Genomic DNA, 15119 nt, shown 5'->3' with positions numbered 1-15119 from the left:
GATCTACTTCATCACCTCGGCGGCGATGTCGGGTTGCATCGCGATCATCTTTTTCACCTGGCTGGCCTACCGGGCCAACAACTGGCGGATGAGCGAGAAGATGAAGAAGTCGATGGAGAGCGTGGCCAAGGTTGGGGCGTTGATGATGGCGGTGATCATCTTTTTCACGAGTTGGAAGATGATCAGCGGGGTCAGCGGCAATCCTCCGGGCAAGTACGAGGCGATCATGTCGCTGGTGAGCGGCCCTTATGCCCTGAACTTCTGGGGCGGCGAGGTGCTGCTGGGGATGGTGCTGCCGTTCGTGATCATCATGCTGGTGAAGGGCCGGAACATGAACGCGCTGTTCATGGCGTCGCTGGCGGGGATGGTGGGGATCTTCTTCATGCGCTACGACCTGGTGATCGTCGGGCAGCTGGTGCCGCACTATCACGGCATGGGTCTGGTCGATTATCCGGAGTTTCTGAGCTATACGCCGTCATTGCACGAGAACCTGGTGGTGGTGGGCGGAGTCGCCTTCTGCCTGATGCTCTTCCTGATGGGAGAAAAGCTGTTCCGCGGCCACGTCTCGGAGAACCACTGAGAGGGGCGGTTTCGGGATCCGACAGCAGATAGCGCTGCACTGCCCGGTCCGGCTTGTCGGGACGGATCGGGCAGTGCAGAGTGTGTCCAGGAGGAAGAGTGTATGACAAAGAAGAAATCCCGTGTCGAGCCGATCAGGAATGATCTGCCAGTATACCCCATCGGGGTGGCATCGCGGCTGCTCAATGTCCACCCCCGCACGTTACGCATTTACGAGGACGAGGGACTGCTCAAACCGGAACGGGTGGGTGATCGCCGTCTCTACTCCCAGAACGACATCACCTGGATCGGCTGCCTGCGGTCGCTGATCCACGATGAAGGGATATCGATCCCTGGGATCAAGAAGCTGCTCCAGTTCGCCAGTTGTTACGAGATCACCGGCTGTCCGCGGGAGACCTGGTGCAATTGCGATGCGGTTGTCGACAGGGCCTTGCCGCGTAGCCTGAGGGTGGCCGGCGACCCCGCGGCGGAGATGGCCGCCCGGCAGAAAGAACGGGTCGAGCGGGAAAAGGAACAGCAGGAGGCCAGTGCCGCAAAGCCTGAGGCCGAGCGCAAGGCCCGCTGACGGCGTCGCAGGATACGCCGTGTCGCGTTCAGCCCGGTTCCCACTTCCCAGCGGCGCCCCGGTCTGTATTTAGCCGCTATTTTTCCCCTTCCTGTGGCTCGGAGGGATTATGCAGGCCGTAATGCTCGATCTTTCGGCGCAGGGTGTCCTTAGAAATCTGCAGTTCCCGGCAGGTGAGCATTCTCTTCCACTGGTTGCGTTCGAGTGACTGGTAAATCGCCTGCCGTTCAATGTCCTCCATGGTCATACCGGCTTTCAATCCGAATGGTTCCGGAGTGTCCATAGAGGTTCTGGTGCCGATATGTTCCGGCAGATGCGATTCCTGAATGTATCCTCCGGGGCAGAGGATGAAGGCGTACTCAATGATGTTCTCCAGTTCCCGGATGTTTCCGTGATAGGAGTAGCGCATCAGTCGCGCGATCGTTTGGTCGGAGACCCCGACGATGTCCTTTCCTTTTTCAGCGCTGAATTTTTTGACGAAATGCTCGACCAGCAGCGGGATATCCTCGATCCGTTCCCGCAATGGCGGCAGAAAAATGTTGACGACGTTGAGGCGGTAATAGAGATCGTCGCGGAACTGGCCTTCCCGCACCAGTTGGGGCAGGTCTCTGTTGGTCGCGGCAATGATCCGGACATCGGCCTTCACCGGAGTATTGGAACCGAGCGGTTCGTAAGTTTTCTGCTGCAGCACCCGTAGCAGCTTGACTTGCAGAGACTGCGGGATGTCGCCGATCTCGTCGAGAAAGAGTGTGCCGCCTTCCGCTGCTGCAAATCGCCCAACCTTGTCTTTTTTGGCGTCGGTAAAGGCCCCTGCCTTGTAGCCGAAAAGTTCGGATTCGAGCAGGGTGTCGGGCAGGGCGCCGCAGTTGACGGTGATGAAGGGCCCGTCTTTGCGGTTCGAGGCGTGGTAGAGGGCGCTGGCGATCAGTTCCTTGCCGGTGCCGCTTTCGCCCAGGATCAGGACGTTGCTCTCGCTTCTCGCGATGTCCGGCATGATCTCGAAGAGCCGCTGCATCGCCGGGCTCTTGCTGATGATCTGCTCGAAGGTATACCGTCTGCTCAGCTGCTGGCGCAGACTGATCTCGACGCTGAGGTCGCGGAAGGTCTCGACCCCGCCGACGACGTTGCCTTCGTGGTCGACCAGCGGGGCGGCGCTGATGCTTACCGATCGCGAGAGACCGATGCGGGTCTTGATGGTGATGGAGCGGTTGGATACCGCTTTCCCGGTGTACAGACTTTCGGCGATAGCGCAGTTGCGGCCGCAGATCGAGGACTGGAAGACCTCGCTGCAGTTTCTGCCGACGGCGTTCTCCCGAGACCAGCCGGTGATCAGTTCCGCCGCCAGATTGAAGGAGGTGATGGTCCAGTTGCGGTCGACGGTGAAGACCCCGTCGGCGACCGAATCGAGGATCAGCTCGTTCTGCAGACGGAAGGTGTTGTCTCTGAAGGTTTCCACGCCACCGAGGACCTCGTTGCGATGGTCGAGGAAGGGAGCGGCGCTGATGCTGACCGGGATGGAAAAACCGTCCTTGCCGATGATGAAGGTTTCGTAGTCGACGATGGTCCGCTTCTCCCGCATGCTGACCCCGAGAGCGCAGCTGGTGACACTGGGACTCGAAAAGAACACGACGGAACAGATTTTGCCTAGAACTTCGCTTCCTTTCCAGCCGGTTATCCGTTCGGCCGCAGCGTTGAAGGAGGTGATCCTGCCTTCCGGATCGACGGTGAAGACGCCGTCGGCGACCGCATCGAGGATCATTTCGTGCTGCAGCGTGTCGGTGATATCTCTGAAGGTCTCGACCCAGCCGACAATTCTGTCACTCAGATCGACAAGGGGGGCGGCGCTGACCTTGACCGGGATGGAATGGCCCTCTTTGCTGAGGATGTAGGCCATGCGATCAGCGATGGCGGTTTTTTTCAGGATCGATTCGGCGATGGCGCAGGTTGAATGGCAGATACTGGAGTGAAAAATCGATTTGCAGGGCTTGCCGATGACATCTGTCTCGGACCAGCCGGTGATCTTTTCCGCGGCACTGTTGAACGAGGTAATTCTGCGGGTGTGATCGACGGTGAAGACACCTTCGGCGATGCTGTTCAGGGCCAGGCGGCTGGCAGCCAGCGGTTCGCTGAGGTCGGCGAAACTGATGATGGCGCCGACCATCATGCCGTTCTGCCCCGGCAGGGTAATGACCCTCAGGCTGATGGCACTCTTTTTACCGGTGGTCGGGGAGCCGAGATTGAGCTGGACTGAATTGCTGCCTTTCTTTCTGGTCAGCGGTTCGAGTTGGGAGCAGATGGCGCTGAAGCGTTTGTCATTGTAGAAAATCTCACGACAATGGCGGCCGAGGATATCCTTGCCGTCGATGCCGAGGATATCGCAGGCCTTTCTGTTGAACGAGGTAATGCACCAGTTGCTGTCAACGGTGACATACCCGCTCTCGAGATCGTCGAAACTGTTGAGGTCTGTTTCCGGCACGACGCAGTCTCCGCAGGGATGGACAGGTGGGTTTGTTGCCTGGGTACTCCTCCATCATAGGATGAATGGGCCAAAATAACAACGGCGTTGGCATGTCACGCCGACAGAAGGTTGTTTAACATTACGGAATTACAATATAAGTGTGATATAATTTTTTGCATTTGCTCGAAATGTGCCGTCGATGCGTTCATCAAGGTAACTGTTCGGCTTTGGCGTCGGTTGTGAATTATTGCCGTCGCCGGTTGATCAGCTCGATCAGTCGGGATGGTCGGAAGGCATCGGCCGGAGCGCAGGGCAGAAGCCGGCCGTCGGTGCTCGAGCGGTGGATCAGTCCGGCCTCGACCAGATCCCCGGTAATTTCCCCGATCGCCGGTTCCTGGTGACCGGGGAGATGTTCCGCCAGTTCCTTCACGGTCAGCAACTCCTGGTGTTCAAAGGCCCGCTGCACTTCGACCATGACGGCGAAGGCGGCTCCGAGTCGCTGCTCCGGGCCTGCCGCCGATGAGGTCAGCTGAAGCCGGTCGCTGTTTTGCAGGGTGAAGGCGAACTGGGCCCCTGCCAGAACGACGACCCAGACGAGCTGGATCCACAGTAGGAGGAGCGGCAAAGTGGCGAAGGACCCATAGATGGCGTTGTAGCGGGACACTCCGATCTGCATCGAGACGAAGAGGCTCTGGGCTCCGAACCAGCAGATCGCCGCGAGTATCGAACCGGCGAGCGCCGGCAGGGTCCTGACCCGGGTGTTGGGGAAGAAAACGTAAATGACATGGAGTGTCAGGGTAATGAAGAATATCGGGATCGCCTTGAGCAGCAGCCCCTGCAGCCACGGTGCCGGGACCAGGGCATCGACCCTGGCGAGAAGCTCGGGGCTTTCGATGAAGGCGCTGGCGGCGAAGCCGATATTGACGGCCAGTGGCATCAGCACGAGCAGAGTGATGTAATCGGAGACCTTGCGCAGGAAAGAACGCCCGGACTTGACGTGCCATATGACGTTCATCGCCGCCTCGATCTGGTGGAGCACCAGCATGATGCTGACAACGAGGGCGAGCGTACCGATAGTTCCGAGGGTGGTGAAGTTGGTGCGGTCGACATAGGCGAAGATCTTGTCCACCGCCGAACGCAGGTGTTCCGGAAAGGAAATATCGGCGGGTACAGTCCTGCTGTCGGATTCAGCCGTCATCTCCTGGCTGCCGAAAATGGCGATGGAGTCGTAGGCCAGCTGTTTCAGGTGGTTGTCGCCGCCGAGCCCCTTGATGACGGCGGCGCTGATTGCCAGGATCGGGACGAGGGAAAGGAGAATGGTCAGGGTCAGGGCGGCGGCCCGCAGGGAGAGATCGTTGCGATGAAATTCACGCAGGGTGATGACGATGACACTGAGGATGCGACGCAGCCCGGATGCCTGCCGCGACTGCCCCTCGTTCCTGTCGTCAAGCCAGGAGAGGAGCCTGGAATAGAGGCCGCCGAAGAAGGTTCTCATGCCCTGTCACCGTCTGCAGCATTTTACGAACCGACACCATAGGATCAGCAAATCGCGATCTCCTTTTTGCTGATCGCTTCGCCTTTGACCCGGTCGAGCAGTTCAGCCAGAACGGGTTTGATATTTTCACGGATGTCGCCGGCGACGATGATGAAGAGAAGATCGTCGCCCGGGGTGAAGCTGCCTGCCCGCGCTTCGATGATAATCTCGAAGATTCCCTCTCGTGCCAGATACTCCTGCCGTAACTCTTCGATCCTGGCGAAATCGGGTGTGACTTCGAGGGCGGCGACGGCAGCTCGATCCTTTCTCGACCAGTTCCGGACAACGCCGTTGTGGATCAGGATCATGCCGACATTGTCTTTGAAGCCGGGACGTTTTTTCAGTTCTGCGATTGTCTGTGAGATGTCCATGGTATTGTTCCGGTAAGATGTACGATCAGCAGGGTGGCCGGCCGTTGGAACTGAGCGCAAATCAGTGGCGTTGGGCGATGCGGTGAAAACCCTCTCCGGCACGGGCCGACGGCGAACACAGGCCGGCAAGGGGAAGTTGCATCTCTCCCCCTCTTCGGTTTCCTGGTCCTGATTCAGTTGGACGGTCTAACCTGCGGGATTGACCGATGTCAGATCGTCAGCCTTGGATTTCAGGTGGAATTGTTGACGTTTCTGGTGGAAATGATTGACTGAGACCTTGTCGAAGACCAGAACCAGGTCCCGGCCGGCGTTGATTCTGCCCCCCTGCCCGAGGTTGTTCAGGCGCTGCAGTTTGGTTGTCGGAGTCGCCGTCCACTTTGCCAGGAGGTTCAGGGACTCTCCCGGTTGAACCTGGATTTTGCCATAACGTTTGCCTTCATGGATAGTGGTTTTGTGCACGGCGAGCCTGGATCTGGATCCGGTCAACTTCGTTGTCGCAGCATGTATTTTAACTGGTGCGGCGACGGTTGCTGTCTGGAGGGTGCCTGGTTGGTCGGTTATCCGGAGCTTCTGACCGATGCGGATAACTGAAGAGTCGAGCCCGTTGATCCGGGCCAGCTCCTGGGTGGAAGTGCCGTATTTTCCGGCGATGGCGGTCAGGGTTTCCCCCCGCCGAACCTGGTGGACTGTGTCTCTTGTGGTCAGGGCTGATCCGTTGCTGCTCTTGCCTTTGGCGGCGATGATCGGCGTGACGGCAGAAGCCGGTGCCGGCAGGCGCAGGGCGTATCCTTTCGGGACCTGGCGTTTGCCGGTCAAAACCTCTGACCTCAGGGCCGGATTCAATCGCTCGAGATTACGCTGCGAAACCCCGAAATGTTTCCTGATCTGGCGGATGTCGGCGCTGGCCTTGAGGGTGACGGTCCGGGTCGGCAGCGGCTGGTCCAGGCGGACCCCGGGTTTTCGCTCGAGCTCTTTTGCACACTGGAGGGCGGCCAGAAATTCGGAGTAGAAATTCCTGGAGGCAAATTTGAAGTACCCTTTGTCGTACTCGGCAAAAATCCGCTCATAGGAGCCTTTTTCATTGAGCGCCCGTTTCATGCCGGCGGTGCCGTAATTGTAGGAAGTCAGCGCCAGCGGCCAAGTGCCGAGCTGGCTGTAGCTGTTCTTCAGGTACTTGGCGGCGGCATGGGCGGCGATGATGGGATCACTCCGCTCATCGACGGCCTGGTCGATGCGGAGGTAGCTTTTGCCGGTGCTTTTGGTGAATTGCCAGATGCCCGAGGCGCCAACCTTGCTGTATGCCTCGGTATTGAAAGAAGATTCGACGTGCGGCAGGTAGGCCAGGTCTTCGGGCAGGCCGTAGGAGCGAAGCACCTGCTTGATCGTTGGCAGATAGGCGCCTGAACGGATGACTCCGGCCAAAAACCGTTCCCGCTGGCCAGTCTGGGATCTGATCGACTCGGCGGCCGCGGCCATTCTCTGCTGGCGGTTGCTGCCGGAAAACATTGCCGTGATCCGACGCTCCTCGGCGGTGGCGGGAGCGGTCCGGGAAAGTTTTCTGAGGATGGCGCTGTAGTGTCTTTTTTTCCGCTCGATCAGCAGCTTGTTCGCCTTTCCCGCTCCGGGCACTGAGTCGTCAATCTTGGTCACGACCTCGTATATGATGGAGAGGTCGTTCTGGTCGTGGATGACGGCGGTATTGAGGGAATATCTGCTGTAGATACTCTTCCAGAACGTGACATTGTCCTGGATTGCCGGATAGAGCGGAAAATGCGTATTGCCGGAGGAGGCATGGGCATTGAGGGGGATGCACACAATCATGCCAAGCATGATGAAGAAAAGGCCCTGGAAAAGATGGGCGACGCTGGTGCCAACGGTTGGGTTTGATTTCTTCATGCTCAATTTACCAGGAAAAAATTAATCGATATGAAATATATATCATAACATCTGGCGGATCGGAATATTTTTCGTTTATATTCACGCGGAAAACCAATCGAGTAAAAATCAGGATGAGAGGGTGGGATGTATACACCGATATTGGCCACGCTGGGGTACATCATCTCGAGCGATCGGCGGCAGACGTTGCTTGTCCATAGAAATCGCAGGCAGAATGACCAGCATCTGGGGAAATATAACGGTTTGGGCGGAAAGATGGAGCCGGGCGAGGATATATACCAGTGTCTGGTCCGGGAAATATACGAAGAGGCGGGCGTCATCTGCGAAAAGGCGGTGTTGCGGGGCACGATCAACTGGACCGGATTTGGCCCCCATGGAGAGGACTGGTTCGGTTTCATTTTCCGTATCGACGCCTTTACCGGACAGGCGAAGGCTTCCAATATCGAAGGGGATCTGGCGTGGGTGGATATCGCCCTTCTCGACACCTTGCCGATGTGGGAGGGGGATAAGTTTTTTCTCCCCCTGGTCTTCGATGACGATCCTCGGGCCTTCCATGGGTATATGCCGTACCGCAACGAGACGCCGCTTTCCTGGCATTATACCCGGATATAGAGAGTCGTCTCAGGTGGTGCATGACCCCGTTCCCGGGATCGAAAGGAAATGGCGATGCTTTCTGGAAAGTCTTGCGGAGATCAGAGTGCATGGTATAGTTCAGCGTCATCAATGTGCAGTTGTAAAGGTCAATAGCTAAGGAGCAGAATATATGAAGCAGGAAAGCGAGTTGGAGCGTCTCGAGCATTTTGTCAGCAACCTGATTGCCCGCTATGATGATTTGCAGAAGGTAAACGAGGGGCTGACCCAGGATATCTATGAACGTGATGGAATTATAGAAGAACTTAGGGAAAATGTGGCTCTGCTCGAATCGGAGCGAACCGAAATCGGCAACAGGGTCAGCGGCATGATTCTCCAGATAGAGGAGTGGGAAAAGAGCGACGCCGGTTCTGGCGGATCGTCCGGAACTGTCGGCAATTCCGAAGGGAGAACTCAGGGGAATCTGTTTTCCGTCGGTCCCGAGACTCAAGGGGAAGTGGAGAATGACTGAGTTCCAGGCCGTCTGATCACAGGCTTTAGATGGCGATGAGCGGATGAGGCAAAACGGATCATGACCGAATTGGAGCGATTAGTTCGGTTCAGGCTTCTCGGGCAGGAATACGCCTTTTATACGGGGGCATCGGAGGTTGAACTGGATGCCGTCTTCTCCATGGTCAGGGCATTGGTCGAGGAGAATGTCAGCGGCCCTCAGGGCTCTCTGCCGATCAGTAAGGTTGCGATCCTGGCCTGTCTCAATATCGCGTCGCGGCATGTGAGGTTGCAGCAGGAGTATGAGAATTACCAGACCGAAACCGAGGAGAGGCTGAAACGGTTGAATGAGATCGTTCAGACGCGGTTGCCGAAGGACTGACGACTGATCCTCTTGGGATAAAATGTTTTCGTTTGGATTAAAGTCTGATATACTTGTTTTGTAAGAGAAGGCATTCCAGTTATTATAATTCTGAGCAGTATTGAAATTTTCATCTGGTTTCGTGTCTTGAAGACACGGTAGTTAGGTATTTCCCTGCGCTGTTGGTGATCTGTGGTGTGTGTTGAGCCAACTGTCATTAAAAGGGTACTTCCACTGGTAGATGATGGAAAATCGTTCGCGAATTTCCTGAAGCTGGCACGAAGCTGCCCACCTAATTTATTAGGTTTAACTGTCTCGCAGACACGGCAGTGTGGGGAAATCATTTCCATCAGGATAGAACGTCCTGTTTGAATATATTCTGGATCCATGCGGTGGTCTATCGGGCTTCTCCGCCGGTGACGCGTTTGCTCCAGAAAACAATGATTGGCGGCGGGAACGCCGGAAAGCGGGCTCAACTGAAATCAGGAAGCAGAGTTGCTTTTTATACAATATCTTCTCGTGTGCCGGATCGAGAACATGGCGCATGAAAGTGACATCCCGTGTGTGGGATGTTGAGTTAGGGAACTGTCACATGTTCACATGATTTCCTTGAGATTACATTTGGGCATGGGTTTGTTGCATGATCCCTCCCATGCAGGTTTGATGATAATCTGAAGTGGGACATCCTGTGATGCGGTCAAAAGGATTCGTCACCCTTTTGAGGCCTTGCCGGATCGGGTTGTCGATGGTTCTGCATCGATACCGATTGATCGTTATGGCTGAAGAAGAGCTGCGATTTTGATATTTTTCATTCCGGGCTGCAAACGAGCTGAACGGATTGCAGGTATCTTGACGTCCGCCTGATCGTCCCCCCTCTCTTCCTTGATTTTTTTCTTATCTGGTTGTCCCCGTTTTCTCCCTCCCCGTCACGCCGGTCCCCAATAAAGGATCGTATTTCCATGGGTATACTCTATCACCCCATTGTCTTTGTCTGTCTTGGTATCGCTGCCGGTCTCGTTGCAGGAATCTTTTTGCGAAAGCGCTTTGTCGAAGGGCACCAGAGCAATATCAGGGCCCAGAGTAAACAGATCATCGAAAATGCCATTGTCGAGGCGGAACAGCTGAAAAAAGAGGCCCTGCTCCAGAGCAAGGAAGAGGCCTACCAGGTCAAACAGGCGCTGGAGCAGGAACTCAAGGCCGAGCGGGATGAGCTGAAGGACGAGATGCGGCAGCTCAACAAGAAACGCGAGGCATTGAAGCACGAGTGGGAAGGCTATGACGCCAAGCATGCCGAACTGTTAGCCGGTGAAAAGAAGCTGCGGCAGCAGGAGGCTCAAATAGAGTCCAAACTCAAGGATATCGATCAGCTGGTCGATAAGCAGCGGTACGAGATGGCGAGAATTGCCGGAATCAGCCAGGAGGAGGCGAAAAAGATGCTGATGGACTCGCTGGAAAGCGAGGCCCGGATGGATGCCGCCAAGCGATTGGCCAAGATCGAGAACGAAATGAAGATGGAGGCCGACCGGAAGGGGAAAAACATCCTCGCCCTGGCCATCTCCAGGTATGCAGGCGATTATGTTGCCGACAAGACGGTGTCGATGGTGCCTCTGCCCAACGACGAGATGAAGGGGCGGATCATCGGTCGGGAAGGCCGCAATATCAGGGCGATCGAGGCGGCCACCGGAATCGATATCATCATCGATGACACCCCCGAGGCGGTTATTCTTTCCGGTTTCAATCCGGTGCGGCGGGAAATCGCCCGCCTGGCGCTGCTGCAGTTGATCAGTGACGGGCGCATCCACCCCGGCCGGATCGAAGAGGTCGTCGCCAAGGTCACCAAGGAACTCGAAATCACCATCCGTGAGGCGGGTGAGCAGGCGACCTTCGATGTCGGCGCCCACGGGGTCCATGTTGAACTCATCAATATCCTCGGGCGTCTGAAGTATCGGACGAGCTATGGCCAGAATGTGCTCCAGCATTCCCTCGAAGTCGCCTTCCTCTGTGGGATTATGGCGGCGGAACTCGGCCTCGATGTGAAGATGGCGAAACGGGCCGGTCTGCTGCACGATATCGGCAAGGCCGTCGATCATGAAGTCGAAGGATCGCATGCGATTATCGGCCGTGACCTTGCCAAAAAATACGGGGAGCCGGAAGAGGTGGTCTATGCCATCGGCGCTCACCACGAAGACCTGCCGCCGCAGAGTGTCCTCGACATCCTCGTCCAATCGGCCGACGCCCTGTCCGGCGCCCGTCCCGGCGCCCGGAAGGAGATGCTTCAGAGCTATGTCAAGCGTCTGGAGGACCTCGAAAACATTGCCAATGGCTTCAACGGCGTAGAAAAATCCTATGCCATCCAGGCCGGACGGGATCTGCGGATTATCGTTGATTCGAAAAAGATCAAGGACAGTGACGCCATGCTCCTGTGCCAGGATATCGCCAAGGCGATCGAGACGCAGCTGACCTACCCGGGACAAATCCGGGTGACGGTGATCCGGGAGACGCGGGCCGTCGAGTACGCCCGCTAATTGATATTCTCAACTACAGGAAAGGATGCGGTTTGCCTTATGCCTTCTATAGATGAACAGATTGCCTTGATTGAGCGGGGGGTCGTCGACTGCATCTCTCGCGAGGAACTCGTCAAAAAACTCGAAAAATCGGCGCAGACCGGGATCCCTTTGAAAATCAAGGCCGGTTTTGATCCAACGGCCCCGGACCTGCATCTCGGTCATACGGTTTTACTGCAGAAGCTGAAGCATTTTCAGGATCTTGGTCATGATATCTATTTTCTGATCGGTGATTTTACCGGGATGATCGGTGACCCGACCGGTAAATCGGAGACCAGAAAGGCCCTGACTGTCGAGCAGGTCGCCGCAAACGCCGAAAGCTATAAGGAGCAGGTGTTCAAGATCCTCGATCCCGAAAGAACCCAGGTCGTGTTCAACAGCACCTGGCTCGGCAAGCTCGACTCCTATGACATGATCCGGCTGGCCTCGGAGTTGACCGTGGCGCGGATGTTCGAGCGCGAGGATTTCCGGACCCGATTTGAGACCGGCATGCCGATCTCGATCCATGAATTTCTGTATCCGCTGATCCAGGGCTATGATTCGGTGGCGTTGCAGGCCGATGTCGAACTGGGAGGAACCGACCAGCTGTTCAACGTCCTGATGGGCAGGGACCTGCAGCGGTCACGAGGGCAGGAGCCGCAGGTGGTCCTGACTCTGCCGTTGCTTGAAGGTCTCGACGGTGTCAATAAGATGAGTAAATCCCTTGGCAACTATATCGGTATCACCGAGTCTGCCGACAGCATCTACGGCAAGGTCCTGTCGATTTCCGACGTACTGATGTTCCGGTATTACGATCTGCTCAGCGATCTGAGCCGGGCGGAGATCGTCGCCCTGAAAGCGAAGGTTGCCAGCGGCGAAGCTCATCCTAAGGAGATAAAGAAACAGCTCGCCCGTGAGCTGACGGCTCGATTCCATTCTCCGGCGGCGGCCCTGACGGCGGAAGAGAATTTTGAAAAAGTCTTCCAGAAAGGAGGGCTACCCGATGTCATCCCCGAGGTTCGGCTGGCGGCGAATGGTGACATCTGGGTGCCGCAGCTTCTCGTCGATGCCGGTCTGGTAACCTCGACTTCGGATGGCCGACGGATGATTCAACAGGGCGCCGTCAGCCTTGATGGCGAAAGGGTCGGCGAGCAAGGGCTCAAAGTCCAGGCTGCAGGCAAGATCCTGGTGAAAGTGGGGAAACGACGGTTCTGCCGGGTTTTCTTTTCCTGAACCAAGTTGATCGGCACAAAATATAAAGGGTGAGAGGCTTGACGCCTCCCACCCTTTTTTTGTGGAGATTCAATGAAATGGATGCCGGCCCGGGATCTTCCGGGAACCTTCTCCTCAGTTGAGGGACGGATCCTTCAAGTGGCGCTGGCAATCACTGCAAACTCCCGTAAATTCAATATGGTGCCCGATCACTTCATAGCTGCTGGCAACGGCAGCGGCATCGTTGATATGGGGTTGGACCGGGATATTGATATCATCGACCTTGCCGCATTGTGAACAGCGGATATGATAGTGCGGGTAAACGGTGGCATCGAAACGTTTCTGGGTTCCGCCAACCTCCAACTTGAGGATGACGCCGCTGTCGGCCATCAATTCCAGATTTCTGTAGACGGTCCCCAAGCCGATCCGGGGCAGCCGCTTGCGCACCATATCGTACACCTCATTTGCCGTCGGATGGGATGTGACTTTGGCGAGTTCCTCGAGGATTATCTGTCTCTGGGTCGTCAACCGCATGCTGGGAAGTTGGTCCATGGTCGTTTCGAGTGGTAGATGGCTGAAGGAAAATGATAAATCTTATTACTTGGCATATTATCCCATATCAGCAATAATTCAACAATAAACTGCAGCCCGCTGGTGGACTTCAATCTCTATCCAGCTGAATACGCCACGGTTTTCAGCGGCGGTTGCCGCCAGTGAGGCCTGACTCTGCCGTGGCCAGGAAAGGGTTGAAATATCCGAATCTGAGGCCGGGAAATTCCTTTTTCAGTGCCTTGAGCCAGGAGTGTAAGCCCATAGCCGTTTCGGAGGGTGGAAGGCCGATGGTCCTGAGGTACCATTCCGGGTCCATATTGAGATTGCGCAACTGGATCATGTCAGGGCGGCAGGAGGCGATAAGGGTGCACAGGGCTTCAAATTCCGGCACGGAATCACTCAGGCCGGGAAGGATGAAGTAATTCAGCGAGACAAAGCGACCAGCGTTCTTCATCAGGCGGATTGAACTCTGTACATCGGTAAAGGCATAGCCGTTTGGCCGGTAATATCTGGTGTAGTAGTGTTCCTGAGCCGAATTCAGGCTGACCCGAAGGCTGTCGAGTCCGGCGTCGACCAGTTTTTCCAGGGCCTGCGGCAGGCTGGAATTCGAGTTGAGATTGATCGTTCCCTTGCTCGTTTCCTGCCTGATCAGCCGGATTGCCTCAGCAATGGTGTCGGCCTGGAGCAGGGGCTCCCCCTCGCATCCCTGGCCGAAACTGACGATGGGTTTCGGGGCCTGGTTGAGGTGATCGATCGCCATCATGCTGATCTCTTTCGGCGAGGGGACGAAGGTGATCCTGTCCTGGGTCGATGGGCAGCACCCCGATGATTGCAATGATATGCAGCCGACACAGCGGGCGTTGCAGGATGGCGAGGTCGGGATCGGGGCCTCCCAGCGGCCGAGGAAATAGTTGCGGGCGGCGGGGCAGCCGTAGACCAGGCAGCATTTGCCCAGATGCTGGATCAGCCGGTTATCCGGATACTGTTTCAGTTTTCGCCGAGTCCTGGTGGCGACGGTGGACTGGGTGAACTGATCGCTGTCCTGCCGTTTGTCGGGATCGCTGCGAAAGGCGGCAACCCAGAAGCGTCCCTTGTACCATCCGACGGCGGTGTAGGCGAAGAGAGGGAGTGTCGTCGCATTGTCGGCGGTCTGGAAGGCGGCGGTAAGAATCGAGGTGTGGGCCGGGGCCAAGAAGGCTGCCACCGCCTGGATCGGTTTGCCGGGTTCGAATGGATCGTCCTCCAGCAGCAGCGGTTCCGACGTCACGGGGTCGGATGCGACCGGTAGGCGGCCCGGGAGCACGAACAGTTCGCTTCCTTTCGGCAGGGGGATGAGATCGGTACGTTCGGGGATGACAAAATGGCCGTTGCTCATGCCGGCCATGTTCAGCGGTGGATAATCTATAATGGAGCCTTGGCTGTCGGCAAAGACCAGAGAGGGGATGGAATCAGGGTGGATCACGAGGAGCGGAGCACCCTGAAAACGGAATCGACGGCAAGGTAAATATCGAGGTCATCGCCGAATACATCCTGGATGTCCGGGTGATTGATAAGATCTTCGACAATGTACTGGGTGATATACAGACTGACGATATTCGGGTCCTGGGCAATGGTCCTGATCGGCGCGACCTTCATCTGCAGTTCGAATTCATCGATATAGCCCAGTTGTTTGAGCTGCTCCTCGAGATTTTCACGAATGCGCTGGATCGACGAGGTTTCAATGATCTCCCGGTCGAGGAGCCGTTGCACCAGCTTGGCGGCCAGGGGTTCGGCGTTATCCTTGGCCTGATGGAACATTTTCCGCCGTTCCTGTTCTCTCTTGCGGTCTATTGCACGTATGGTCTTGTCGGTTGCTCGGGTGGAACTGATATGGGCTTTGGCCATGAACGTCTCCAGAATTGTATGTTTTCCGGCCGGGACCGGGATGGATCAGGCGTTGATGCCGATGGGTAAACCGTTTTATATAAA

Annotated in this window: 14 protein-coding genes and 1 other RNA gene; 8 read left to right on the top strand and 7 right to left on the bottom strand. The window is 56.4% G+C overall.

Going from position 1 to position 15119, the window contains the following annotated elements:
• Both nrfD and HNQ81_RS06825 read left to right on the top strand, forming a co-directional pair.
• A partial coding sequence (gene nrfD / locus HNQ81_RS06830; RefSeq protein ID WP_183349628.1) for an NrfD/PsrC family molybdoenzyme membrane anchor subunit occupies positions 1 to 580 on the top strand: 580 nt, incomplete at its 5' end.
• Between the two features lie 102 nt (positions 581 to 682).
• On the top strand, positions 683 to 1144 hold the full coding sequence (locus HNQ81_RS06825; protein ID WP_205240152.1) for a MerR family transcriptional regulator: 462 nt from the start codon (positions 683 to 685) through the stop codon (positions 1142 to 1144).
• Between the two features lie 76 nt (positions 1145 to 1220).
• On the opposite strand, the gene HNQ81_RS06820 is transcribed toward HNQ81_RS06825, so the two are convergent.
• From HNQ81_RS06820 to HNQ81_RS06805, 4 genes are all read right to left on the bottom strand, one after another.
• The gene (locus HNQ81_RS06820) at positions 1221 to 3620 is read right to left on the bottom strand and encodes a sigma 54-interacting transcriptional regulator (RefSeq protein ID WP_183349626.1); all 2400 of its coding nucleotides are present in this window, start codon (positions 3618 to 3620) and stop codon (positions 1221 to 1223) included.
• Between the two features lie 226 nt (positions 3621 to 3846).
• A complete protein-coding gene (locus tag HNQ81_RS06815; RefSeq protein ID WP_183349624.1) occupies positions 3847 to 5097 on the bottom strand; it encodes a YihY/virulence factor BrkB family protein in 1251 nt (416 codons plus the stop codon).
• Positions 5098 to 5141: 44 nt separating this feature from the next.
• A complete protein-coding gene (locus tag HNQ81_RS06810; protein ID WP_183349622.1) occupies positions 5142 to 5507 on the bottom strand; it encodes a molybdenum cofactor biosynthesis protein MoaE in 366 nt (121 codons plus the stop codon).
• A gap of 186 nt (positions 5508 to 5693) precedes the next feature.
• The gene (locus HNQ81_RS06805) at positions 5694 to 7403 is read right to left on the bottom strand and encodes a lytic transglycosylase domain-containing protein (protein ID WP_183349620.1); all 1710 of its coding nucleotides are present in this window, start codon (positions 7401 to 7403) and stop codon (positions 5694 to 5696) included.
• 126 nt (positions 7404 to 7529) lie between these two features.
• Here HNQ81_RS06805 and HNQ81_RS06800 point away from each other — a divergent pair, with 126 nt between their 5' ends.
• The 6 genes from HNQ81_RS06800 to tyrS all read left to right on the top strand — a co-directional run bounded on the left by HNQ81_RS06800 (position 7530) and on the right by tyrS (position 12620).
• Entirely contained in the window at positions 7530 to 8015 is a 486-nt protein-coding gene (locus HNQ81_RS06800) for an NUDIX hydrolase (protein WP_183349618.1), read from the top strand.
• A gap of 151 nt (positions 8016 to 8166) precedes the next feature.
• On the top strand, positions 8167 to 8505 hold the full coding sequence (locus tag HNQ81_RS06795; protein ID WP_183349616.1) for a hypothetical protein: 339 nt from the start codon (positions 8167 to 8169) through the stop codon (positions 8503 to 8505).
• A 60-nt stretch (positions 8506 to 8565) separates the two neighbouring features.
• Positions 8566 to 8865: a cell division protein ZapA gene (locus tag HNQ81_RS06790; RefSeq protein ID WP_240191599.1), complete on the top strand. Its 300-nt coding sequence runs from the start codon at positions 8566 to 8568 to the stop codon at positions 8863 to 8865.
• A 147-nt stretch (positions 8866 to 9012) separates the two neighbouring features.
• Positions 9013 to 9186: non-coding RNA, 6S RNA (gene ssrS / locus HNQ81_RS06785), on the top strand.
• Positions 9187 to 9803: 617 nt separating this feature from the next.
• Positions 9804 to 11369, top strand: a complete 1566-nt coding sequence (rny, locus tag HNQ81_RS06780; RefSeq protein WP_183349614.1) for a ribonuclease Y — start codon at positions 9804 to 9806, stop codon at positions 11367 to 11369.
• A gap of 39 nt (positions 11370 to 11408) precedes the next feature.
• Positions 11409 to 12620: a tyrosine--tRNA ligase gene (gene tyrS / locus HNQ81_RS06775; RefSeq protein WP_183349612.1), complete on the top strand. Its 1212-nt coding sequence runs from the start codon at positions 11409 to 11411 to the stop codon at positions 12618 to 12620.
• A gap of 114 nt (positions 12621 to 12734) precedes the next feature.
• On the opposite strand, the gene HNQ81_RS06770 is transcribed toward tyrS, so the two are convergent.
• The 3 genes from HNQ81_RS06770 to HNQ81_RS06760 form a co-directional block, all read right to left on the bottom strand.
• Positions 12735 to 13151, bottom strand: a complete 417-nt coding sequence (locus HNQ81_RS06770) for a Fur family transcriptional regulator (RefSeq protein WP_183349610.1) — start codon at positions 13149 to 13151, stop codon at positions 12735 to 12737.
• A gap of 142 nt (positions 13152 to 13293) precedes the next feature.
• The gene (locus tag HNQ81_RS06765; protein WP_205240153.1) at positions 13294 to 14613 is read right to left on the bottom strand and encodes a radical SAM protein; all 1320 of its coding nucleotides are present in this window, start codon (positions 14611 to 14613) and stop codon (positions 13294 to 13296) included.
• Positions 14610 to 15035, bottom strand: a complete 426-nt coding sequence (locus tag HNQ81_RS06760) for a hypothetical protein (protein WP_183349608.1) — start codon at positions 15033 to 15035, stop codon at positions 14610 to 14612. The genes HNQ81_RS06765 and HNQ81_RS06760 overlap by 4 nt, the downstream gene beginning before the upstream one ends.
• Between the last annotated feature and the right edge of the window lie 84 nt (positions 15036 to 15119).

It is taken from the genome of Desulfoprunum benzoelyticum (assembly GCF_014201505.1).
In the GTDB taxonomy this organism is placed as follows: Bacteria; Desulfobacterota; Desulfobulbia; order Desulfobulbales; family Desulfocapsaceae; genus Desulfoprunum; species Desulfoprunum benzoelyticum.
This window is presented reverse-complemented; position numbering and strand designations above follow the sequence as displayed.

Bases quoted from the DNA above. Each gene is read 5' to 3' on its own strand.
- HNQ81_RS06825 (WP_205240152.1), top strand. From the start codon at position 683: ATGACAAAGAAGAAATCCCGTGTCGAGCCGATCAGGAATGATCTGCCA.
- HNQ81_RS06815 (WP_183349624.1), bottom strand. From the start codon at position 5,097: ATGAGAACCTTCTTCGGCGGCCTCTATTCCAGGCTCCTCTCCTGGCTT.
- HNQ81_RS06810 (WP_183349622.1), bottom strand. From the start codon at position 5,507: ATGGACATCTCACAGACAATCGCAGAACTGAAAAAACGTCCCGGCTTC.
- HNQ81_RS06805 (WP_183349620.1), bottom strand. From the start codon at position 7,403: ATGAAGAAATCAAACCCAACCGTTGGCACCAGCGTCGCCCATCTTTTC.
- HNQ81_RS06800 (WP_183349618.1), top strand. From the start codon at position 7,530: ATGTATACACCGATATTGGCCACGCTGGGGTACATCATCTCGAGCGAT.
- HNQ81_RS06795 (WP_183349616.1), top strand. From the start codon at position 8,167: ATGAAGCAGGAAAGCGAGTTGGAGCGTCTCGAGCATTTTGTCAGCAAC.
- HNQ81_RS06790 (WP_240191599.1), top strand. From the start codon at position 8,566: ATGACCGAATTGGAGCGATTAGTTCGGTTCAGGCTTCTCGGGCAGGAA.
- rny (WP_183349614.1), top strand. From the start codon at position 9,804: ATGGGTATACTCTATCACCCCATTGTCTTTGTCTGTCTTGGTATCGCT.
- tyrS (WP_183349612.1), top strand. From the start codon at position 11,409: ATGCCTTCTATAGATGAACAGATTGCCTTGATTGAGCGGGGGGTCGTC.
- HNQ81_RS06770 (WP_183349610.1), bottom strand. From the start codon at position 13,151: ATGGACCAACTTCCCAGCATGCGGTTGACGACCCAGAGACAGATAATC.
- HNQ81_RS06760 (WP_183349608.1), bottom strand. From the start codon at position 15,035: ATGGCCAAAGCCCATATCAGTTCCACCCGAGCAACCGACAAGACCATA.